General features: G+C 71.6%; 14 protein-coding genes and 1 pseudogene. 8 read left to right on the top strand and 7 right to left on the bottom strand.

Annotated elements, in window-relative coordinates; genetic code table 11:
* The first annotated feature begins 121 nt into the window (after positions 1–121).
* Positions 122–943, top strand: coding sequence for an enoyl-CoA hydratase/isomerase family protein (locus tag ABZ914_RS04630; protein ID WP_500191641.1), 822 nt, complete (start codon positions 122–124; stop codon positions 941–943).
* 229 nt (positions 944–1,172) lie between these two features.
* Here the strand turns inward: ABZ914_RS04630 and ABZ914_RS04625 are convergent, their stop codons facing one another.
* From ABZ914_RS04625 to ABZ914_RS04615, 3 genes are all read right to left on the bottom strand, one after another.
* Positions 1,173–3,962, bottom strand: a complete 2,790-nt coding sequence (locus ABZ914_RS04625) for an ATP-binding protein (protein ID WP_500191640.1) — start codon at positions 3,960–3,962, stop codon at positions 1,173–1,175.
* A gap of 358 nt (positions 3,963–4,320) precedes the next feature.
* On the bottom strand, positions 4,321–7,098 hold the full coding sequence (locus ABZ914_RS04620) for a helix-turn-helix transcriptional regulator (RefSeq protein ID WP_500191639.1): 2,778 nt from the start codon (positions 7,096–7,098) through the stop codon (positions 4,321–4,323).
* A gap of 53 nt (positions 7,099–7,151) precedes the next feature.
* Complete coding sequence (locus ABZ914_RS04615) at positions 7,152–9,965, bottom strand: AAA family ATPase (protein WP_500191637.1); 2,814 nt, start codon at positions 9,963–9,965, stop codon at positions 7,152–7,154.
* Between the two features lie 349 nt (positions 9,966–10,314).
* On the opposite strand from ABZ914_RS04615, the gene ABZ914_RS04610 reads away from it, so the two are divergent.
* Positions 10,315–12,261 (top strand): AfsR/SARP family transcriptional regulator, encoded by a 1,947-nt coding sequence (locus tag ABZ914_RS04610; protein WP_500191636.1) that lies wholly within the window; start codon positions 10,315–10,317, stop codon positions 12,259–12,261.
* A gap of 441 nt (positions 12,262–12,702) precedes the next feature.
* On the opposite strand, the gene ABZ914_RS04605 is transcribed toward ABZ914_RS04610, so the two are convergent.
* On the bottom strand, positions 12,703–13,545 hold the full coding sequence (locus tag ABZ914_RS04605; RefSeq protein WP_500191635.1) for an alpha/beta fold hydrolase: 843 nt from the start codon (positions 13,543–13,545) through the stop codon (positions 12,703–12,705).
* Positions 13,546–14,088: 543 nt separating this feature from the next.
* On the opposite strand from ABZ914_RS04605, the gene ABZ914_RS04600 reads away from it, so the two are divergent.
* The 3 genes from ABZ914_RS04600 to ABZ914_RS04590 all read left to right on the top strand — a co-directional run bounded on the left by ABZ914_RS04600 (position 14,089) and on the right by ABZ914_RS04590 (position 17,143).
* Complete coding sequence (locus ABZ914_RS04600) at positions 14,089–15,063, top strand: SLAC1 family transporter (protein WP_500191633.1); 975 nt, start codon at positions 14,089–14,091, stop codon at positions 15,061–15,063.
* Positions 15,064–15,173: 110 nt separating this feature from the next.
* Entirely contained in the window at positions 15,174–15,995 is an 822-nt protein-coding gene (locus ABZ914_RS04595) for an alpha/beta fold hydrolase (protein WP_500191632.1), read from the top strand.
* Between the two features lie 116 nt (positions 15,996–16,111).
* Positions 16,112–17,143 carry a zinc-binding alcohol dehydrogenase family protein gene (locus ABZ914_RS04590; protein ID WP_500191630.1) on the top strand — a complete coding sequence of 344 codons (1,032 nt, stop codon included), beginning with the start codon at positions 16,112–16,114 and terminating at the stop codon, positions 17,141–17,143.
* A gap of 166 nt (positions 17,144–17,309) precedes the next feature.
* Here the strand turns inward: ABZ914_RS04590 and ABZ914_RS04585 are convergent.
* Positions 17,310–17,483, bottom strand: a pseudogene (locus tag ABZ914_RS04585) (IS481 family transposase); the annotation flags it as partial.
* Positions 17,484–17,514: 31 nt separating this feature from the next.
* The gene (locus ABZ914_RS04580; protein WP_500191628.1) at positions 17,515–18,177 is read right to left on the bottom strand and encodes an NADPH-dependent F420 reductase; all 663 of its coding nucleotides are present in this window, start codon (positions 18,175–18,177) and stop codon (positions 17,515–17,517) included.
* A gap of 89 nt (positions 18,178–18,266) precedes the next feature.
* On the opposite strand from ABZ914_RS04580, the gene ABZ914_RS04575 reads away from it, so the two are divergent.
* Positions 18,267–18,614 carry a winged helix-turn-helix transcriptional regulator gene (locus tag ABZ914_RS04575; RefSeq protein WP_500191627.1) on the top strand — a complete coding sequence of 116 codons (348 nt, stop codon included), beginning with the start codon at positions 18,267–18,269 and terminating at the stop codon, positions 18,612–18,614.
* Positions 18,615–18,870: 256 nt separating this feature from the next.
* Here ABZ914_RS04575 and ABZ914_RS04570 read toward each other — a convergent pair whose 3' ends face one another.
* Positions 18,871–19,314 (bottom strand): STAS domain-containing protein, encoded by a 444-nt coding sequence (locus ABZ914_RS04570; RefSeq protein ID WP_500191671.1) that lies wholly within the window; start codon positions 19,312–19,314, stop codon positions 18,871–18,873.
* A 678-nt stretch (positions 19,315–19,992) separates the two neighbouring features.
* On the opposite strand from ABZ914_RS04570, the gene ABZ914_RS04565 reads away from it, so the two are divergent.
* Together ABZ914_RS04565 and ABZ914_RS04560 are read left to right on the top strand one after the other, a co-directional pair.
* Positions 19,993–20,835, top strand: coding sequence for an alpha/beta fold hydrolase (locus ABZ914_RS04565; RefSeq protein ID WP_500191626.1), 843 nt, complete (start codon positions 19,993–19,995; stop codon positions 20,833–20,835).
* Between the two features lie 26 nt (positions 20,836–20,861).
* Positions 20,862–21,581: a hypothetical protein gene (locus ABZ914_RS04560; protein WP_500191624.1), complete on the top strand. Its 720-nt coding sequence runs from the start codon at positions 20,862–20,864 to the stop codon at positions 21,579–21,581.
* Positions 21,582–21,689: the final 108 nt, after the last annotated feature.

Below are 21,689 nucleotides of genomic sequence, written 5' to 3'. Positions count from 1 at the left end.
AATACCCCGCAAGGAAACCAGAGGACAATCCGCCTCTTGGATCGCTCCTGGCCGGTGGCCGGCATCAGCCATGCCACCAGGTCAGACGTGTCCGTGCGCTTCCCCGACCGAAGGACCTGCCATGACGCCGTCCGGCCCCATCACTCTGGAGCGGACCACTCCCGAGATCGCCACGATCACCTACTCCAACCCACCGGCCAACCTCGTCGACCCGCCTACCGTGACCGCCTTGCATGCTGCCGTCACCGAACTGGAAACAGACCCCGACGTCAAGGTCGCCATCCTCGCCAGCAGCGAGCCGGGCTTCTTCGTCAACCATTTCAACCTCGGCATCGCCGAGGACTTCCCCGTCCTGCCCGCCGACCCGATCACGCCCATGTGGACCGACCTGGTCCTGCGGCTCGCCAAGGCCCCCTTCATCAGCATCGCGGCGATTCGCGGCCGGACCAGAGGCGGGGGGAACGAGCTGGCGCTGGCCTGCGACCTGCGCTACGCCAGCCGGGAGCACGCCCTGTTCGGCCAGCCCGAGGTCGGCGCCGGGATCGTGCCCGGCGGCGGCGGAACCGAGCGGCTGCCCCGGCTCATCGGCCGCGACCGCGCCCTGGAAGCGGTGCTGACCAGCTACGACTACGACGCCGACACCGCCGAGCGATACGGCTGGGTCACCCGGACCATGCCCGACGCCGACCTCGACGCGTTCGTCGACCGCATCGCCGCACGGCTGGCCTCCTTCGACCGCCGAGCATTGTCCACCGCCAAAACCCAGATCAACCGGGCTTCGCTGCCACCGGACTCCGACATCCGCGCCGCCTACGGCGAGTACTGGACCGCCCTCACCTGGCCGGATTACCTCTCCCGCAAACCGGTCCTGGCCAGAGCGGCCGCCGAAGTCGGCATCGCCGGGATCGAGCGGCAGCTCGACGCCACGAACCGGCAGCCGTAAGACGACCGCCGCCAACGACGCCCAGGCCGCCGGAACCGCCACGTTCAGCACCGCCGCAGGCTTCGAGGGTCGTGTCCCGGCCCACGGTCCTGCCGACCGGCAAACGGCCGGACGTATGGAAGGGCAAGAAGAACGATCTCGTCTCGTAGTGGGTGGTGGGCCTCGGTCACGCGCGCGGGTTGTGGTGGCCGGAGGTCCCCCATGGGCTCGATCACGGACACTGCGGGGATCAGGAGATGTGCTCGCCGAGGTCATGGCTGAGCGCGATCCGGGTGAGCTCGACTCGGGAGCTGACGTCGAGCTTGGCGTAGACGTGCCGCAGGTGGTTGTTGACCGTGTGCGGGGACAGCACCAGTTGCTGCGCGACCTGCCGGTTGGTGGCTCCTTCGGCGACCAGGCGGACGACTCTCAGTTCGGATTCGGACAAGGCGGCCCAGCCTCCGCCCGGGCGCGGCGCCCCGGTGCGCTGCCCGCCGGCGCCGAGGCTCCGGAGCCGGTCACGGACTCTTGACGCGTCCAGTTCGGCCCCGGCCTCGGCGTACAGTTCGAGGGCGTCGGTGAGCAGCGCCACGCCTCGCCGGCGGTCCACGCCGGCCAGTGCCGCGCCGGCGTCCTCCGCTCCGGCGGCGCGAACGAGGGGCCGCTCGCAGGCGGCCAGCAGGTCGGCCGAGCGCGCCATTCCGTAGGGGTCGCCGTCGACGAGCGCGCGGCCGTGGGCCGCGATCGCCGTCAGCAGCGGGAACTGAGGGTTGGCGCGGGCCCGCCGCTCGGTCACCGCAACGGCCGCGGCCGCCGCGTCCCGGTCGCCGGCGCGCAGTGCGATCCGCGCATAGGCCAGCTCGTCCGCGGGGTCGGCCGGGTTGGCGAGGGAGACGGGCAGGGCGCCGAAGTCCGCTCTGCCCGCCGCGGTCAGCTCCAGAGCCCTCACCGGGTCGCCGGCGGCGTCCGCGGCCTGGGCCGCCAGCCAGGCGCCGATGCGCTGCATGGCGGGCGCCTCGTAAGCCATCATCCGCTCGGCGTCGGCGATGCACCGGTGGATGCCCTCCTCGTCCCCGGTGCGCACGGCGACGACCCCCAGGGAATAGCGAACCAGGGCGTCGACGGCGCCGATGCCGAGGTCCTCCGACATGGCGAGCGCTCCCTCGCCCTCGGCCCGCGCGTCGGCGAGCCGGCCGGCGTCCAGCAGTATGCGGCACCGATGCATCGCCCACAGGCAGAGCGCGCCGGCATGGCCGTGCTCGCTGGCGTCGCCGATACCGGCGGTGCTGACGCGCAGGGCACCTTCCACATCGCCCACCGCGCTCATGAGCAGAGCGGTCCAGCACGATTCCTGGACCCATACCGACCGCGAGACGCCGGAGCGGTCGGCGGTGGCCTCCGCCTCCTTCTGCAGGGCCGCCGCACGCCCCCAGTCGTCCTTGAAGAAGTGCACGACGGACTGGTCGAAGAGCGCGGAGGACTCCGCGACGCCGTCGCCGGCGCTCCTGGCCGTGCGCAGGGCCTCGTCGGCGACACGGACGGTCCCCGGGACGTCGCCATATGCCGCCAGGCTCAGAGCCTGCATCGCCAGCATGCGTGCCCTTGTCGAGGCGCTGATACCCGGCAGGGCGGCGCCGATCCTGCTCTGGCGGACCGCCTCGGCCCACGAGTACTGGCCGCAGAGGCGGGCGACGGTCAGCCGCAACCGGGCCTCCTCCTCGGGCGGGAGCAGGCCGCCGAGTGCGGTGTCGGCCAAGGACTTGGCCTCGGTGGCCCGCCCTGCCTGCAGGAGCAGCAGGACGGTCTCCCCGACCAGCACCGGCCGGTCGGGACCGGCGGGGCCCGCCAGGTCGAGGGCTCTGCGGCTCAGCGTCGCCGCGGTGACCGGGGCGGTCGCCGCGAGTTCCGCGGCCGCTTCCCGCAACAGCGCGATCGCGCGCCGATCGCCGGACACGGCGGTCTGCGACAGCGCGGTGGCGACCGCGGTCGGGCTGCCGCCGTGGTTCAGGCGGATGTCGATGGCCTGCCGGCGCAGCGCGTCTCGCACCGTGGCCGGGAGGGTGGCGCCGATCGCCTCGCGGATCAGATCGTGGCGGAAGGCCAGCGCGCGGCCGGCGTCGAGCAGGAAGTCCGCGGCGATGGCCTCGTCCAGCGGCTCGATCAGCTCGGCGGGCGTCACGTCGAGGAGTTCGGCGAGTTCGGCGACGGTGAAGGACCGGCCCAGCACCACAGCGACCTGCAGGCTGCGCTTGGCCGGCGCGGAGAGCCGGTCCAGCCGGTGCTTGACCGATGCCTGGAACCTGCGGGGGATGGTGTGCTCGTCGACCAGCCGGGCGGTGCCGTCCCGGACGACGACGGTCCCCTCCTCCGCCATGCCGCGCAGCAGCTCGACCAGCAGCAGCGGACGCCCTTCGGTGCGCCGGGCCAGCTCCAGCACGGCCGGGGCGGCCGGGGCGGCCAGCACGTCGGCGGCGAGTTGGGCCACCGCCTCCTCGTCGAGGGGGGCCAGCCGGACGACCGGGCGGCCGGCGATCGCCGCCGTCCGCTGGATCGGGCGGGTGGCCAGGATCCAGAGCACGGCCTGGTCGGCCAGCCGGTCGGGCAGGATCTCCAGCGCGTTCAGCGTGGCCGGGTCGCACCACTGGACGTCGTCGATGAGCACCACGAGCGGGGTCGCGCGGGACGCCAGCTCCAGCCGCTCCTGGAGCTCGAGAAGCAACCAGAACCGCTGGTCGGGGGCGGTCATGGGCCGCAGGGCGGCCGGGTCGAGAATCGGGTCCGGACCGGTCAGCAGCGCCTCGAGGAGCGGCTTGTACGCCACGGCGTGTCCGTCGGGGTCGCCGGAACCGCGGAAGCAGCGGGCGCCGGCCCGCTCGGCGTGAGTTCTGATCTCCTCGAGCAGCCGGGACTTGCCGGAGCCCGGTTCGCCCTCGACGACGGCGACACCGCCGCTGCCGTGCAGGAGATCGGTCACCCGGTCCAGGAGCGCGGCCAACTCGGCTTCCCGTCCGCGCAGCGGTGTCGCGGGGAAGCCCGTCACAGCACCGGACGAGCGCCTGGACGGGGCGCCGGCAACGGGGCTCGGGGAACTGCCCAGGCGGGCCCACCCGGCCCGGCGACCACCCGTTGTGCCATCTGTTCCTCCGCGACGTGCTGATGACGGTCGTCCCGTTCGCAGCACTCCCTTCGGTCGGCGAGAGGCCGCGAGGGCACGCGGTCCCGCCGGCGGGCGCGCGTCCCCACCGGCCGGCCTCACGGGCGAGAAGCGGCTGTCCGGTGACGTCCGAGAACCGCGGATGCCGCAGAACGCGCCGCAAGTTCCCAGGTCAGGGCATTCTACCGGGCCAGGGCGAGCGTACCGGCACGCCCGCCTGCCGAAGGGGCCGTTGTGTCCGCGGTCACCCGATCAGCTGCATCTCCGCCGTGCCGAGCGCGGCGCGCAGTTGCGATCGGTTGCTGATCCCCAGTTTCGCGTAGGCGTTGTAAAGGTGGGTCCCGACGGTCCGGGGCGAGAGCAGCAGGCGAGCGGCGATCTCCTTGTTGCCCAGGCCCTGGGCCGCCAGGACGGCGACCTGCCGCTGCTGCGGCGTCAGGCCGGACAGCCGCACCGCGCGATCGACCGGGTGCGCGGCGCCGGCGGGTTCGTCGCCCGCCGCCTGCAGTTCCGCCCGGGCCTTGACGGCGAAGCCGGCCGCGCCGAGGGACTCCAGCACCGCCACTGCGGGCTTGAGCTGGGCGCGGGCGTCGCGGTACCGGCGCTGTCTGCGGAGCCAGACCCCGAAGTGGTAGCGGGCGAGCGCTTGGCTCCACGGCCCGAAGGCGACCGGAGGATCTTGCACGGCCTGGCGGTAGTTGCGCTCGGTGGCCTCGTCCTCGTGGAGAAGAGCGGTCGCGTGGTGGACGGCGGAGTGTAGCGGCTCGTTCCCACCCACCGGCGGGCGGTAGCCGGCGAGGACGGCGACGGCGTTGTCCTGCTCGCCCGCCCGTACGGCCGTCATCGCCAGATCCACCAGGGCCCGGCCGATGTGGTCGGGGGTCCGTGCCCTCCCGTCGCGGTCGAAGCGCCGGCGGAAGTACCGGTAGGCGGTGTCGAACTCGCCCCGTTCGAGCGCGGCGAGGCCGAGGGCCCGTGCGAGGGGGTCGTGCAGCCGGGCGTTCTGCTGCAGGTCGAGGATCGGCCATACCGACTCGGCGAGCGAGCGGGCCTGATCGGCGTTTCCTTGCAGTCCGGCCAGAACTGCCCGGACTGCGGTGAGCTCCAGGTGCAGTAGAGGCAGGTCGGCTCGTGCCCGGACCGTGTCCGCCTCGTCCAGGAGCGCTGCGGCCTGTGACCACCGTCCCAGATCCAGGAGATCGGTCAGCAGCGGGAGCCACATCTCGGGTGCGGCGGCCGTGGTGCCTGCCGCGCGGGTCCCGTCGAGCGCGGACAGGCGCAGGCGCACGGCCAGGTCCAGGTCACCGGCCCGGTCGGCTGCGTGGGCGTTCAGCAGGGCGGACGTGACCGGACCGCGGGCCGTAGCGGTCGGCGGTGTCACTCCGCTCGGCGAGACGTCCGCTCCGTCGCCGCTCGCCACGGCGGCATACAACGCCGATTCGTCGAAGGAGGCGAGCGGATGGTCATCACCGGCGGGGGTCGGGGGCAGCCGCCTCGCCCTGCGCACCAGGTCCGGCAGTCTGCGCCGATGATCCTCCAGACCTGAGGCGTTCGCGATGACGCCCGCCGCCGTGGCCAGCAGAAGCGCGTCCGCGCGGTTCCGCGGCGGACGGTTCGGGACGTCGTTCAGAAGCAGGTCCATCGCTTCCCGCTGGTGGCCCGAGCGCGAGACCGCCAGCGCCAGATCGTAGTTGAACGGCGCTGCCTGCTCGCTCGTCATCGTGGCCTGGGCGAGGCTCGCGGCGAGGCCGCGCGCCCAGGCGGTCTGACCGAGCGCCGCGGCGCCGCGCAGCGCCTTGAGCCTGCGCTGGACTGCCGAAACGGTGTCGGTGGACAGTTCCGCCGCCCACTGCAGGGCCACGGTGGACAGGAACGGATGCTCCTGCCGGGCCGGTCGCGCGCTGTTCTCCAGGGCCGCTGCGGCGGCCTCGTCGGGGCCGGTGGCCGCCGCTGCCTGGTGCAGTGCGTGCACAAGTGAGCCATGAGGCACCACCGCGCAGAAATCCCGGTGGATCCGCGCCCGCTCCGCCGCGACCAGGCCGGTGCGCACCGCTACTTCCGCGAGAGGATCGCAGAAGACGACGTGGCCGCCGCGGACGTCGAGGAGCCCCGCCCTCACGGCTGCGTCCAAGACGTCGTGGCCCCAGCCCGGTCCGGCCAGCTCCGTGGCCTTGAGCAGGGCGGCCGGATCCTCGCCGCCGATCTGAAGGCTGGCGTAGGTCACCAGCCGCAGCACCTGCGGTGACAACGAGCCGAGCGCGGCGGCGTAACGCTGGCGAAGGTCGGCGATCTGCCGAAGCGGCAGCCGCCTGAGGTTGTCGGTTCCCGCCGTCGCAGCGATCCGGCTCAGCTCGATGATCGCCGCCGGGTTGCCGCCGGCGGTCCTGAGCACCTCGAGCCGTCCGCGGCCGACGGGCCGGGCCGGTTGGCGGGCCAGCAGCGCCGCCGCGTCGGCTTCCGACAGCTCCTCCAACTCCACCCGAACCGCGCTCCCGGGGAGCACGTCCTGCGCGGCGTGGCGACGCGCCGCCAGGACGAAGACGACCGGCAGGCTCTCCAGCCGCTTCATGAGGTCGTCCATCACCTGCAGCGACAGGCCGTCGAACAGATGAAGGTCGTCGATGACCACCAGTACCGGCGCGTGGCGCGCCGCCTGTGCGAAGAGGATCGCCATCTCCTCGGCCGGCGCCGTCTGCGGCCTCGTCGCCGACTCGACTCCCAGGCGGCGGGCCGAGGACCGCCGGGCGGGCTGGAGGTCGGGGAGGCCGTCGAGCAGCCGCTTCAGGATCTGGTGCGCCCCCGCTCCCTCGTGCGCCTGCTCATCGTGGTGACCGGCCGCGCGGAGGACGCGGTATCCCGCGCGCCCGCCGATGACCGCGGCGCGGGCGAGCAGCGCTGAGGCGCCCATGCCGGGGTCTGCGGCCACCGCGACCGCCGCCCCGATCCGGCGGCCGGGTGCGAGCACCTCGGCCAGGACCTTTTCCTGCGCCGCGCGTCCGAGCAGGTCTGCGGTGGTGTGCACCGGCGCCTGTCGGGCGCTGGGCCTTCCGGCCGGACGGGGCGCCGAGGCGGCCGTCATCGCGGAATCACCTCGTGCAGCTGGTCCCGGCGGACGACGCCCAGTAGCGGGTAGATCTTGTACAGGTGCGAGCCGATGGTGCGGGGGGACAGGCCGTGAAGCTCGCCGATCGCGCGGTTGGTCAGTCCTCGGGCCGCCTGCCGCGCGATCTGCTGTTGCTGTGCGGTCAACCGGTCGAAGGCGGCGGTGCTGAAGCCGGGGTTCTGCGAGCGGACCCCGGAGGCTCGCAGCGTGCTCTGCACGTCGGCGGCGTCCCTGGAGGCACCGAGCCTGGTGAAGGTGTTGAGCGCGGAGGTGAGGACCGTGCGCGCCTCGACGAACCGGCGCTGCGCACGCAGCGCCCGAGCATAATCCACTTCGGCGACGGCGTAGTGGTAGGGCCAGCGCCTCGCTGCCGGTTCGTCCAGCAGCGAGCGCAGTTCCCGCTCGGCATCGGCGTCCGAGCCGAGCAGGGCGCGCGCATGCCTCAGCAGCCAGGGGCCGCGGACCGGGCCGTTGACCTCGGCCGAGCGAGCCACCGCCGCCAGCGGGCCGGACGCCGCCTGCGGTCGTCCGGCCGCCATGGTGGCGTGCACCAGTTCGGTCACCGACCGGGGGGCGAAGTGGTGGTGAACCGGCCGGCCGTCAGGCTCGAACAGCGCCAGGAAGTGGTCGGCGGCGCCCGCGGCATCGCCTTCCGCCGCCGCGAGTTGCCCGGCGGCCCGGTGGCCCAGGCACCGGACCAGCCGACTGTCGTGCACGGCGAAGTCCGAGATGCCGGCCAGCGCCCTCCGCGCCTGCGAGAGCCGTCCGCGCCTTGTCAGCAGCGTCGCTCGCTGCGCCGTCGACGCGGCGTGCAGGAGGGTGAAGCCGCCGCTTGCCAGCACATGGCCGGCCTGGTCGAGGACCGCGCTCGCCTCCTCCCACAGCCCCATTTCGATCAGGTTCTCGGCGAACATGACGAAGGTGCCGGGTGCAGTGGCGATGGAGTCCTGCGAACGCAGGAGCGCGAGGGCGCGGCGCGAGTAGTCGGCCGCGATGTGCGGGTCGTCCACCAACCACGCGATGGCACCGCCGTTCAGCAGCCGGAACAGTTCTCGTTCGCCGCTGGCCGGCCGGACGAGCGGCGACGCGCGCAGGGGCCCGGGCGCGCGGACCCACCCGGCCGGGTCGGCCACCGCCTGCGCGTAGGCGAGCATGTACTCGGACCCGTCCTGCGGTACCGCGCCGCCGGTTCCGTTGCGTCCGTCGTGGAGCGTGGCGTCCTCGATCCGCTCGACGAGGCGGCGCAGCGCGGGCAGCGCGTCCGGAGCGCCGTGCATCAAGACGGTGGACGACGCCATCGACAGCAGATACACGGCCACGCCGCGGTCCTGGACGCCGGCGTCGAGCAGCCTGTCGACCATCCCGATCGTCGTCTCGTACGGATGGGTCATCACCTGGTAAGCGATCCCGATCGCGGCCTTGGCGAGCACCTCCGGGTCGTCGGTCAGCGCCAGGACGCCGTCGAACAGCTCACGGCACCATTCCATGTCGCAGCCCCTGGCCGCTTCCGCCGCGGCCCGGGCATAGCGGTCGCCGGCATCGCGGGCGGCCGGGCTCGCCTTTTCGGCGCGATGCAGCGCATCGGCCGCATGGAGGTAGCGGCGTTCGCGGACGGCCGCGTCGGCGGCCCGCTCGAACAGTGCGGCGATGTCGAGGCCCGGCGTGGACGGCGCCGCGTTCGCCAGGTGCCAGGCGTGCCGTCCCGATCCGGCCGGCAGCACGGCCGCCAGCCGGGCGTGGGCCCGGCGGCGCTCCCGCTCAGGGGCGCCGAAATAGAGCACGGTGGACAGCATCGGATGGCGAAACGTCAACTCGCCGCCGATCACGGCGATCAGCTCGGCCTCCTCGGCGGGACGGCAGTCCTCCAGACCCGCACCGGCGGCGGTCAGGACCGTGCTCAAGTCCTCTTCCTCACCCGCCGCGGCGTACCGCCGGAGCCGCCGGGTGTCCGCCGGCAGGCCGGCGGCCGGACCGGCGAATGCCGCGGCGGCCCGCTCGGTGATCCCCAGGCTCCACGGCGTGCCGGCGCCGGTGCGCGCTGCCGCGCTGAGCTCGATGAGGGCGAGCGGGTTGCCGGCGGAACGCCGCAGGATCTCGCCCCTGAGCCTGCCGGTGGGAGCGGACGGCCCCCGGTCCAGCAGCGCGGCGGCGTCCGCGTCCCCGAGCGGCGCCAGCCGGCACAGCGACACCTCCTCCACGGCCGACCGCGGAAAGGGCGCGAGGCCGCCGGACGCGAGAAGCAGTACCAGGCTGCGGCTGGGCAGCCGCCGGGCGATGAACATCAGCACGGCCAGCGACTCCGAGTCCGCCGGACGGACGTCGTCCACGGCGATCATCACCGGACGGCGGCGGCAGACCGCCTCCAGGAAGGCGAACGCGGCCAGCCGCCTGCGGACCGCGGGCGGCTCCCCGGGCTCCGCCGACCCGTCCGGGTCCTCGTGGAGGATCTGCCAGATCGCGCGGCCCGGCGGTTCGATGCCCGACTCCGCCAGCTGACGAAGGACGGCGAGCAGGACGTCCAACTCGCCCGGCGCGCCACCGGCCGTGGCGACGGCCAACCGGCCCTCGGCCTCGGCCGCCTGCGTTCCGTACCGCAGCAGAGCCGACTTGCCGCTGCCGGTCTCGCCCAGGAGCAGCAGGATCGACGGTCCGCTCCCGCGCAGACTCGCCTCGATCCGCGCCTGCTCGGCACCGCGGCCGATCAGCGGGCCGTCCCCGGCCTGCCGGGCCCCGGCGGCCGGGGGCCGTTCGGGTCGGCCGGGCAGCGCCCCACCGGAGGTGATCATTGCCTTCCCCCATTTGCGTCGCTCGCGCCCTCACGGGCGTTTCCGCCGGTCAGCCCGTGGCCGTCCGACGGGTCCGCGGACTTGGCGTCACACGGACGGGTACTACCGAGCATCGCCGCAGGGTGCCGGCGAGTGCATGACTCAGGCACGTCATCTTCGTCCCGCGCGGGCTCGTGCCGCCATGACCGGACCGGGTCATGGCCCGACGGCCAGTCATCTGCCGTATGGCCGCGGCCGCATCGCCTCACACGATGTCAGCGGGCCCGGGACAGGCCGGGTATCAGCGGGAGTGGAGGCGATTCAGGTGACGGATCCGCTCGCATCGCGAGGCTCCGCCGTACGGTTCTCCGTGCTGGGACCGGTACGCGCCTGGCGCGCCGGCACGGAACTGGCGCTCGGACCGCGGCAGCAGCGTCTGGTCCTGGCCGCCATGCTGGCGCGGCCGGGCCGTCCCGTCGGCCTCGGTGAGTTCACCGGCCTGCTGTGGGACGGCGAACCTCCCGCGAGTGCGGCCAACGCCGTGCACCGCTACGTCGGCGCGCTGCGGCGGCTCCTCGAACCGGACCTGCCGCCCCGGGCGCCTGGGCGGTGGCTGGTCCGGCGGGCCGACGGCTATCTGCTGCGGGTCGATGCGAGCTGTTCGGATCTCCTCGAATTCCGCGATCTGGTGGGACGGGCCAGGAACGCGGCCGGGAAGGACCACGCGTCGGACGCGGTGGACCTGTTCACGACGGCGCTGGACCTCCGGCGGGGACAGTGCGCCGCCGGCCTCGATCCCGCCGCGGGTGCCCACCCGGCCTTCGAGATGATCGAGCACGAGTACACCTCCGTGGTGTGCGAGGCGGCCGGCGCCGCCCTGCGATGTGCCCGTCCCGGTGCCGTGCTGCTGGTACTGCGGCAAGCCGCCGAGCGCCATCCGCTGGACGAGTCGCTGCTGGCGAACCTGTCGCTGGTCCTGGCGGCCGACGGCAAGCAGGCCGAGGCGATGGCCCTGTTCCAGGAGACCCGGCTGCGCCTGGCGGAGGAGCTCGGTGTCGATCCCGGCGCGGAGCTGCGCGCCGCGTACGACAGGATCCTCCGCCAGGAGGCGGTCGTCGTCCAGCGGACGGGAGACTCCGGTGATCCTGGGTCACCGGAGTCTGCTCCGGCCGTGCCCCGGCCGGTCCCGCTGGCCGTGCCGGCGCAGCTCCCGCCGGACCTGCCGTGTTTCACCGGACGCCGGCAGGCCCTCGCGCATGCTGCGGACCTGGTCGGGCGACGCGACAGAGCCCCCCGCGTGCTGGCGGTCGACGGCATGCCCGGAATCGGCAAGACCGCGCTGGCCGTCCACTTGGCCCACAGGGTCGCCGTGGCCTTCCCCGACGGGCAGTTGTACGCGGACCTGTGCGGGTTCAGCCCCATGGGCGTCTCCGCGGACCCGTCCGAGGTACTCCATGGCTTCTTGAGCGCGTTGGGCGTGCCCCGGCAGCACATTCCCGTCGCCCTGGACATGCGGGCGGCGCTGTACCGCAGCGTCCTCGCCGGACGGCGGGTGCTCGTCGTCCTCGACAACGCGCGCGATGTCGCGCAGGTGCGACCGCTGCTGGCCGGTATGGGCGAGTGCGCGGTCGTGGTCACCAGCCGCAGCCGCTTGACCGGCCTGGCCGCGGCGAACGGCGCGCACCTGCTCACCCTGGACGTGCCATCCCTCCAGGAGGCCGCCTCGTGCTTCACACGGCGGATCGACGATCGCCGTCCCGCTCCGGACCTCGCAGCGGTCGAAGAGATCGTCGAGCGGTGCGGCCGCCTGCCGCTGGCCCTGGCGGCTGTGGCCGCGCGCATGGCGGGCACCCCCGGGCGTCCGCTGTCGCGCATGGCGGCGGAGCTGCGTGAGACCGGGCAGAGCCTGGACGGGTTCGGCGACGACGATCTCACGAACGGTGTGCGGGGCGCCTTCTCCTGGTCCTACGGCGCGCTGAGCCCGCAGGCGGCCCGTGTGTTCCGGCTGCTTCCACTGCACGTAGGCCCGGAGATCTCCACCGAGGCGGTGGCCGACCTCGCGAGGATGACACCGCGCGCGGCCCGCGCCGCGCTGGCGGAGCTGGTACGCACCCGGCTGGTCACCGTTCTGGAGCGCGACCTATACGGAATCCACGACCTCATCCGGGTGTACGCCGCCGAACTGGGCCGGGACGAGGCTCCGGACCGAGCGCCCGCGCGGCGGGTCGGTGGCCACCGCCACGCGGCCGCCGCGCGCACCTCGCCTTGTGGCCGCCGGCGGGACCGGACGCTCCCGGTGCCCCATGGCGGGGAGTGACGCCCCAGGCCCCGCCCCCGTCGGCATCGACGACGTAGAGCATCTCCTCGGTGCTGAGGGTGCCGACGCTCGCGAGGAAGACCACGTGCAGGCGGCGGAACCTCTCGCCGTCCTCGGTCCACGGGTCGGCTTCCTCGGTCCGCACCCCCGGAAAGGTCAGGGAGATCGGCTCGGCGAGGTAGGTCCACATGGCGCTGCCGGAGAAACAGGCCAGTTGCAGGCGGGTCCACGGCGTCGCCAGCTCGTGGCCCGCGAAGGACTCCCGAAAGTTGCGGAGCTCCTTCCCGTGGGCCATCTCCACGCGATCCGATCGGGGGTGAAGACGGTGTGGTGGGTCGTCGTTCAGGGCCCCGGGATGGCCCTTGATCTCCCACGGCGCCCCGCCGAAGGGCGCGGGCCGGAACCGCGGGTCTACGGCCGGCTCGCAACGGCGGGCCGCCGTCAGCCGAGGAACTCGTTGACGTCCTCGGCCACTTCGGCCGGGTACTGGAAGAGGAAGGCGTGAGCGGAGTCGGGGTAGATGCGGATCCGCGCGTCCGGAATGAGGCCGGTCATCAGGTGGCTGACCTTGGTGGGGATCATCAGGTCACCGTCGCCCTGGATGATCAGCGTCGGGCACTGGATCCCGGTGAGGCGCTGGAGGGCCGCGTGGTCCGGGACGCCCCACTCCAGGACGGCGTCGTACTGCCCGTCGCGGGACCGCAGGCTGCTCGGCACGTCGCGGTCGTCGGTGCGCCGCATGAGGCGGCCGAGGAACTCCAGGCCCTTGACCTGGCTGGTCTCGGTGTGGGCGAAGAAGATGTAGAGCAGGTCCTCACCGGTGGGCGCCTCGGCGCGGGCGTGCTCTTCGATGTCCTGGCGCCAGCCGTGCATGCCCGGCGCGCCTTTGGGGCCGGTGCCGGCCAGGACCAGTCGGCGGATCAGCCGCGGCCGCACCAGAGCCATGTCCTGGGCCACGAACCCGCCGATGGAGAAGCCGAGCAGGTCGATGCGGTCGAGGCCGAGCGCCACCGTGAAGGCGATCACCTGGCGGGCCATCTCGGCCACCGTGGTGGCCGGAGTGCCGGTGGAGGAGGCGACGCCGGGATAGTCCACCAGGACGACCTCCCGGCGCGCGGCCAGTGCGTCGACCAGGGCCGGATCCCAGTTGTCGAGGTTCCCTGTGAAGTGCTGCAGCAGCACCAGCGGGGCCTCCCCTCCCCGGCCCAGCCGACGGAAGGCGTAGCGGACGCCGTCGGCCTCGACGAACTGCGTGGGAGCGGTCTGGTGCGTAACGATCGTCATGGGTTCTCCAAGAGAGCCGTGACCGCCCCTCAGTGGAGGGATGGCCGGAGCGGTGGGAGCATCCGCGCCGAGGGGAGCCGTCCGGACGGGGCGGCTTGCAGAGTGCTTTCGGTGGCTCGGCGGTACCGCGGGTAACGCGCGTTCCTCTCAACCGAGCATGGCCGTTGCGAGTGGAGCGTTTGTGGCACCGGTCTTGACCGCCCCCTGCGGCCGCTCAACACCGCTCCCACACCGGGCGTCAACGACGACGAGGACTTCCTCTACCTGTTCTTCCTGGAAACCGTCCGCTTCCTCGCCTGAGCCGGGGCCGCACGACGGACGACGGGGCAGCAGAGATCACGCGCGGACTCGCCTGCCTGCCACAGCCTGGACCGGCGAGATGTCCGCCACCGGGGACCTGGACGCACGTTCCCGCATTGGCCGAATCGCCGACCATCACCTCCCGCCAGGGTCGCAAGTCATTCGACTTAAGGCTTCGGTAAAGCGCTGCGGCACATTGGGCTGGACGCTGACCTGCACCTATCTGTGTGACAAGGAGCCACGATGCCTCCCGACGTGGACGACACGACCACTGCGATCCGCAGGGTGCCGTTGAACTTCTTCGGCATGCCCTTCGGCGTCGCCGGGCTGGCGGGCACCTGGCTGGTCGCGGCGCACGACGGGCAGACCCCGTTGTGGATCGGGCGGATGCTGCTGGCGGTCGCCGCGGTGCTGTGGGCGGTCTTCGTCGTCCGGTACGCACGGTACGCCCTGTCGGCGCCCGGCAGGTTCGCCGCCGATCTCACCGATCCCACCGCCGGGCCCTTCGCCTCGCTCGCGATGATCACGCCGATGCTGCTCGCGGCGCAGGGCCTCCATCCGTACGCCCACCGCACCGGAACCGTGGTCTTCGACGTGTTCCTGGTCGCGACGGTGCTGCTCGGCGGCTGGTTCACCGGCCAGTGGATCTACGGGCCGCTCGCCTTCGAGCGGCTGCACCCCGGATACTTCCTGCCGACGGTGGCGGGCGGCCTGGTCGCGGCGGCCGGCGCGGCCGCGGTCGGGCAGCCGCGACTCGGCTACGCGATGCTCGGCCTCGGCCTGATCTGCTGGCTCATCCTCGGCTCGATGATCCTGGCGCGGCTGCTGTTCGGCCCGCCCCTCCCACCGCCCCTGTACCCGACGCTGGCGATCGAGGTGGCGCCAGCGGCCGTGGCGACCATGGCCTACCTGGCGCTCAACGGCCGGCACCTGGACGCCTTCGCCGCGATCCTGGCCGGCTACGGCGTCCTGATGGTCACCGCGCAACTCCGGCTGCTGCCGGCATTCGCACGGCTGCCGTTCGCGCCGAGCTTCTGGGCGTTCACCTTCTCCTGGGCCGCCGTGGCCACCAGCGCCCTGCACTGGCTCCACATCCTCCACCCGCCCGGCCACCTGGTGTACGGCTACCTCACCCTGACCGCGATCACCCTGCTGATCGGCGGCATCGCCCTCCGCACCGTCCTGGCCGCCCTGCCGTGGAGCCGCGCCCGCACATGACCCTTCCCAGGCGAGCGGCCGAAGACGCCACCGCGGCGTTCGCGCCACTCGGCCCGGCCGAGCCCTGTCCACTCATTTCTCGTACCGCACAACCTCCGAAAGGTCTCACCATGTCCACGATTACCACCGCCGACGGCACTCGGATCTTCTACAAGGACTGGGGAAGCGGGCGGCCCGTGGTGTTCAGTCATGGCTGGCCCCTGAACGCGGATGCCTGGGACGAGCAGCTCCGCCTGCTCGCCGAGAACGGCTACCGCGCCATCGCCCATGACCGGCGCGGCCACGGCCGCTCGGACCAGTCCTGGCACGGCAACGACATGGACACCTACGCCGACGACCTGGCCGAGTTGATCGAGCACCTCGATCTGCGCGACGCCGTGCTGGTCGGCCACTCCACCGGCGGCGGCGAGGTCACCCGCTACCTCGGCCGCCACGGCAGCTCCCGCGTCGGCAAGGCCGTCCTGCTGGGGGCCGTCCCGCCCGTCATGCTCAAGAGCGAGACCAACCCCGAAGGCACACCCCTCGATGCGTTCGACGGGATCCGCGCCGGCGTGGACGGAGACCGCTCGCAGTTCTACTGGGACCTCAGCGAGTCGTTCTACGGCTTCAACCGCCCCGGTGCCGCGGTCTCCGAGGGCGCCCGCCGCTCCTTCTGGCGCTGGAGCATGCAGGTCGGCGCCAAGGCCGCCTACGACTGCGTCAAGCAGTTCTCGGAGACCGACTTCACCGAGGACCTCAGGCGCATCGACGTCCCCGTCCTGGTCGCGCACGGCGACGACGACCAGATCGTGCCCTTTCAGGCCGCTGCTCTCAAGACCGCGGAACTGGTCGAGGACGCCACCCTCAAGGTTTACCCGGGTGCCCCGCACGGCTTGTTCGGCGCCTACCGCGCCGCCTTCGAAAAGGACCTGCTCGAGTTCATCAGCAGCTGATCCGAGCCATGGCCGGCCGCGCGGCCCGGGAGGGGAAGGCGCTCTTCACCCTCCCGAGCCGCGTTGCCGTCTCGCCCTTCTGACATCTTCCGAACCCGCGAACCATGGAGAAGAGCATGAGCATGAGCCCGACCACGATGCCCGCCGTCGCCTACCGCCGGAACCTGCCGGTGGACGACGACGAGAGCCTTGTGGACGTCGAGATGCCCGTCCCGCGGCCGAAGCCGCACGACCTGCTCGTGCAGGTCGAGGCGATCGCCGTCAACCCGGTCGACTACAAGGTGCGTCAGAACACCGATCCCCGCGGTGAGCCCAAAGTGCTCGGATGGGACGCGGCGGGCACCGTCATCGCGGTCGGCGACGAAGTGGACCTGTTCGAGGTCGGTGACGAGGTCTACTACGCGGGGGCGATCGACCGCTCCGGCGCCAACGCCCGCTTCCACGCCGTTGACGAGCGCATCGCCGCCCGGAAACCGACCACGCTCTCTTTCACCGAGGCGGCCGCACTGCCACTGACCTCGCTGACCGCATGGGAGGGGCTCTTCGAGCGGACGGGCCTCCGCCACGACGCCTTCGACCGGACCGGAACGCTCCTGGTGACAGGGGCGGCGGGGGGCGTCGGCGCGATGGTCACGCAACTGGCCGGGGCCCTCACCGGCCTGACCGTGATCGGCACCGCGTCCCGCCCGGAGACCGCCGAGTTCGCCCGGCGAATGGGCGCCGACCATGTCGTCGACCACCACAGGCCGCTCAAGGAGCAGTTGGCCGAGGTAGCCCCGAACGGCCTGGACTACGTCTTCAGCACGGCCGGCACGGACCGCCAACTGCGGGCCTACGCCGACCTGATGAATCCCCTCGGACACATCGTCGCCATCGACGACCACGACATGCTGCCGGTCGGTGCGCTGAAGGCCAAGAGCATCTCCTTCCACTCCGAATTCATGTTCACCCGCGCGCTCTTCCACACGCCCGACATGGCCGCTCAACACCGCATTCTCACGCGGATAGCGCGGCTGGTGGACCGGCGCGTTCTCGTCACGACCGCCACTCGGGACCTGGGCATCGTCAGCGCCGCCCACCTCCGCGAGGCCCATCGGATCATGGAGTCCGGTACCGCCATCGGCAAGATCACGCTCACCGGCTTCTGAACCGGGGGCACGAGGACGCGTGGCCGGGCACAGGGGCTCCGGCCACGCACCCGTCCGAGCGTCGCATGCGAAAGAACCGTGCGCAGTCTCGGCAACGGGCGGACCTGACGAGGATCAATGAGCGACGGCGATCGGAGTGAGGATGCGCCCTCATTCGGCCCTGCTGGTTGTACGAGGCCATGAGGTTGGTGACACCGCCAGGTAGCCGGGCAACCGGGGGCTGACCTCCGGCAGCGCCGTGGGGCCGGTGGTAGTTGTCATGGACATTCCAGACCGCGAGGGCTTCGCGGCGCGGGCCTTCGGACAGCCAGGTGCGGGCGTAGAGGAACTCCTCGGCGAGATCCGGTGAATCACCGGTTTCGGTGGCAGGGTCACTGGTCTGCGGCCCCTGCGCTGAGAAGGGCCGGGTCCACATCCGGGACCGCAAAGCGCGGGTTCGCACCCGCCGCGACCACCCGCATCACGAAACCGGCGGCTTCCTCGGCTTGCCGAGCAGCAGCGAGCCCACCCAGCACCGCGCTTCGCGCTCCGAGGTCACCGATCAGCGCGGCGGCCCGGCCGAGCGCGCCGGCGTCGTCGCCACAGATCGCGACGACAGGCGAGCTACCCACCTCGCCGGCGAACGGCCACGATGCGCCCGCGAACAGATGCAGTGCCTTGACCACATGGGCACCGACCGTGACCTCGGCGACCAACTCGGCGGCCGAGCCCGTCTCCGGCAGCAAGCACCCGGTCGCGTAGTCGACGGGATTGGTGCAGTCGATGACAGTCTTTCCAGACAGCATCCCATCGGGACCGCCGATCAGCCGCAGGGCTTGCTCCAGCCCGTCCCATGCGATCGCGACCACGACGACGTCGACCTGTTCTGCGAGTTGGCCGGGGGCGACGGGCGTCGCAGCGGCACCGATCCGCTCCGCGGCGGCCTTCGCGCGGTCGGGGTTACGGCCGGTGACCACGATCGAGTGCCCGGCGGTCGCCCACGCCTCCCCCAGCGTCACCGCAAGGTTTCCGGTCCCCAACAGTCCGATCTTCACGTGGATCTCCTTCGTCTCGTGAGGTGTCACAACGACGCTAGGAGACCGTTTCCTACCAATCGGTAGGGGCGAGATGGGAAAATGGGCCGGTGAAGGGAGCGAGCTGCGAGACCTTCGTCTCGGACTGCCACGTACGAGCTGCGGTCGAACTCATCAACCACACGTGGGACCCGGTCGTCGTCTCGGCTCTGCGCATGGGACCGACCCGACGCAGCGTTCTCCTGGACCGTATCGCCGGGGCGAGCGACAAGGTGCTGACCGAGTCGCTCCGACGCCTGTCCTCGCGCGGCCTGGTCGCGAGGACGCCACGCGAATCGGGGCGTGACGCAGCCGTCTACGAACTCACGGCATTGGGGGCGTCCTTCGCCAGCGGTCCGTTGGCTCACCTCGCTGAGTGGGCAGCAGAGAACCAGGTCGAACTGCCAACAACGTCATGACCCGCAACAGCTAGTTCGCGGTCGGCCATGCTCCGGCGGAGTGGCGGATCGAACCGGACGAGTAATCGCGGCCGTTTCGTCGCCGCTCCGGCTCCCCCGCCTCCCTGCGCACCCCTCACCAACGCCGTGTCCCGCGTACTCCCTGACGGCCGCTCCTCCGGGCGGCAGTCAGGGAAGGGACATCAAGGCTGTGGTTCTTGCTCTACGGTCCAGTTGGGCCTGCCAGACTCGATGACGAACCTGCATACTCCTCTGCTCAGCAATGCAGGACCAGGCCGGGCGCCGCATCCCAGCCGGTGATGCGCAGCATTTTGTGCGTGTGCAGCGGAGTGCGATGCAGGACCACCCTCCGCTGCCAGTGATCGGCCGTTCTCCCCGTGCGCACGATCTCCCGCAAGCCGCAGACGGCCATGAAGGCGACACCGGCCAAATTCAGGTGAAAGTCCCCGGTGCCGTATCGGAGCCCTCTGGCAAGAGCGCGGCCGAACATTTCGGCGTTGGCCAGATCGACTTCTCCCTCGACGCGCATCACCGCCGCGGAATAGGCGATGCGCAGCATCCCGGTGTCGATATCGGCCACTTCGTTCCGGTGTTGGTCGACCGCCCCGGCCGTCCACGCCGAACCCGTCACCGCCACCACCCGAGAGGCCGAAGAAGCGGACACCGTGTTCTCGGAGTTCATCTGTAGCCGCACTGGCATGAACACCCCTCTCATCATCGCCGGCCGTATCACCGGTCTCCCTACGACAGCTTGCGGGCAGGAGGCGGCAGAGGAATCGGTCAACCGACTGAGCCGGTCCCCGGATATGAGAGGCCAGTCGGCTGACGCAGCCATGTCGGACCGAGACGTCGGCCCCGTGCCTGGTCGCTCCGGTGGAGCGCGCCATCACCGAAACCGGCGGCGTCGACCAGACCGCCGTCCTCAACCCCTGGAGCAAGCGCATGCAGTGGACGGTCCCTGGCACCGACCTGGGCCACCGGGCTGGCCGAACGTCGCGCAGGGCCACGCGGTGTATCCGCAGCATCGCGGCGAACTGGTGGTGACCTGCCTCAGGCCCCGGCGACGTGAACGCCGGGGCCTACCGGCTCACCGCATAGCCCGCTGGAACGAGATCACGCCGGTGGAACACCGCCCTGGCCGCCGAGGAAGTCGCGCCACCGCACCTCGTCCAGGCCATCCTCGCCCTGCACCATCACGCCGACTGAGATTGGAAAGACGTCATTGAGACGGTTCCTCGTCATGTCTGGCGGGGCGACGGTGGCTGCACTTCCGAACATCGTCCACGCCGACTCCGCCGCAGACAGGATCCACGCGGCTGTAATGAAGGCGTACTGAGCAACGCGCCGTGCATTCGCTCTTGATCACAGGGGGATCATCATGTCCGCCATCACTCACCGCACAGCCCCGACGCGATTCGTGGAGGCCGACGGCATTTCGTACGCCTATCGCCGGTTCGGCTCCGGCGGCGCCGTGCCGCTGGTGCTGCTCCAGCACTTCCGCGGGAATCTCGACAACTGGGACCCGCAATTGACCGACGGCCTCGCCGCATCGCGGGAGGTCATTCTCGTCGACTACGCCGGGGTCGGCTCGTCCAGCGGCGCCCCGTCGGGCTCCGTCACCCAGATCGCACGCCAGATCATCGCCTTCACCGAGGCGCTCGGCCTCGGGCAGATCGACCTGCTCGGCTTCTCCCTCGGCGGATTCGTCGCTCAGGAGATCGCCCTGGTGCGGCCCCGGCTGATCCGCCGACTGGTGCTGGCCGGTACCGGTCCGAAGGGCGCACCTGGCATGCACACGTGGCGCGCCGACATCGAATCGCACGCCCGGGCGCAGGTCAACGACGCAGACGACCTGCTCTACATCTTCTTCGCCCACACCGAGACCAGCCAGGCACTGGGCAAGCAGTTCCTTGGCCGGATCTTCGAGCGCACCGTGGACCGCGACGCGCCGACCACCATCGCGGTCCGGGACGCCCAGTACGACGCGATCGTCGAGTGGGGCATCCCGGACCACGCCGCGCTGCAACGACTGACCGGTATCCGGCAGCCCACCCTGATCGTTCAGGGCGATGACGACCTGATGATCCCTACGAAGGCCAGCCACACGATGGCCGGGCTCATCCCGGACGCACAGATCCGCATCTATCCCGACGCCGCGCACGCGTCGCTGTTCCAGTACCCGGCCGAAGCGGCCAGCGACGTCAATGACTTCCTGGCTTGAACCGACCGCAGTAAAGGAGAAATACAATGTCCGACCTGCTCGATGAGATTCTGGCCGCGTACGGCGGCCGCGAGGCATGGGACGAGGCGCGGCGGATCAGCGCCCGGCAGTTCTTCGGTGGCGTGCTGTGGCCCATGAAGGGCCACCCGGGCGCGCTGAACGACGTCCAGGTCACCGTCGACTTGCACCGCCAGCACACCCGCCAGGAACCGTTCTTCGCGGACGGCCACCACACGAATTTCACCCCGGAGCGGGTCGCGGTGGAGACGAGCGACGGCGAGGTGGTGGAAGAGTTGCTCGATCCGCGTGCCTCGTTCGCCGGGCACGAGCTGACGACGCCGTGGTCGCGGCTACAGCTGGCCTACTTCTCCGGGTACGCCATGTGGACGTACACCACCGAACCGATCTCGCTCACCTTCCCGGGCGTGACCACCGAGGAGATCGGTGGATGGACCGAGGACGGCGTCAAGTACCGGCGGCTGGCCGTCACCTACCCGAACAGCATCGCCACCCACAGCCCGCAGCAGATCCTTTACGTCGATCCCGACGGGCTCATCCGCCGTCGCGACTACACCGTCGACATCGCGGGAAGGACGCCCGGGGCCCAGTACGCCGACACCTTCGCCACGGTCGACGGCCTGGTGGTCGCGACCAGCCGCGCCATCTACGGCCGGGATGAGGACAACCGCAAGGTGCCTGACCCCATCATCGTCTCTATCAACCTGAAAGACGTCACGGTCAGCTGATTCCCGCCGCGGCGGCCGTTCTCGGCCGCCGCGGCGGAGACGACCGGCCACCGCACACAGCGGAGACCAAGCCGTTTCCAACCATGGATTCCCGGCACGAAGTGAAAC

The sequence above is a fragment of the Spirillospora sp. NPDC046719 genome, assembly GCF_040645715.1.
Taxonomy (GTDB): Bacteria; Actinomycetota; Actinomycetes; order Streptosporangiales; family Streptosporangiaceae; genus Spirillospora.
The sequence above is the reverse complement of the archived record's forward strand: the minus strand, read 5'-3'. Positions and strand labels throughout refer to the sequence as shown.

What these genes read in the sequence shown, in the direction of transcription:
- ABZ914_RS04560 (WP_500191624.1), top strand. Translation starts at nt 20,862, where the DNA reads ATGTCCGACCTGCTCGATGAGATTCTGGCCGCGTACGGCGGCCGCGAG.
- ABZ914_RS04630 (WP_500191641.1), top strand. Translation starts at nt 122, where the DNA reads ATGACGCCGTCCGGCCCCATCACTCTGGAGCGGACCACTCCCGAGATC.
- ABZ914_RS04615 (WP_500191637.1), bottom strand. Translation starts at nt 9,965, where the DNA reads ATGATCACCTCCGGTGGGGCGCTGCCCGGCCGACCCGAACGGCCCCCG.
- ABZ914_RS04595 (WP_500191632.1), top strand. Translation starts at nt 15,174, where the DNA reads ATGTCCACGATTACCACCGCCGACGGCACTCGGATCTTCTACAAGGAC.
- ABZ914_RS04605 (WP_500191635.1), bottom strand. Translation starts at nt 13,545, where the DNA reads ATGACGATCGTTACGCACCAGACCGCTCCCACGCAGTTCGTCGAGGCC.
- ABZ914_RS04600 (WP_500191633.1), top strand. Translation starts at nt 14,089, where the DNA reads ATGCCTCCCGACGTGGACGACACGACCACTGCGATCCGCAGGGTGCCG.
- ABZ914_RS04565 (WP_500191626.1), top strand. Translation starts at nt 19,993, where the DNA reads ATGTCCGCCATCACTCACCGCACAGCCCCGACGCGATTCGTGGAGGCC.
- ABZ914_RS04570 (WP_500191671.1), bottom strand. Translation starts at nt 19,314, where the DNA reads ATGCCAGTGCGGCTACAGATGAACTCCGAGAACACGGTGTCCGCTTCT.
- ABZ914_RS04590 (WP_500191630.1), top strand. Translation starts at nt 16,112, where the DNA reads ATGAGCATGAGCCCGACCACGATGCCCGCCGTCGCCTACCGCCGGAAC.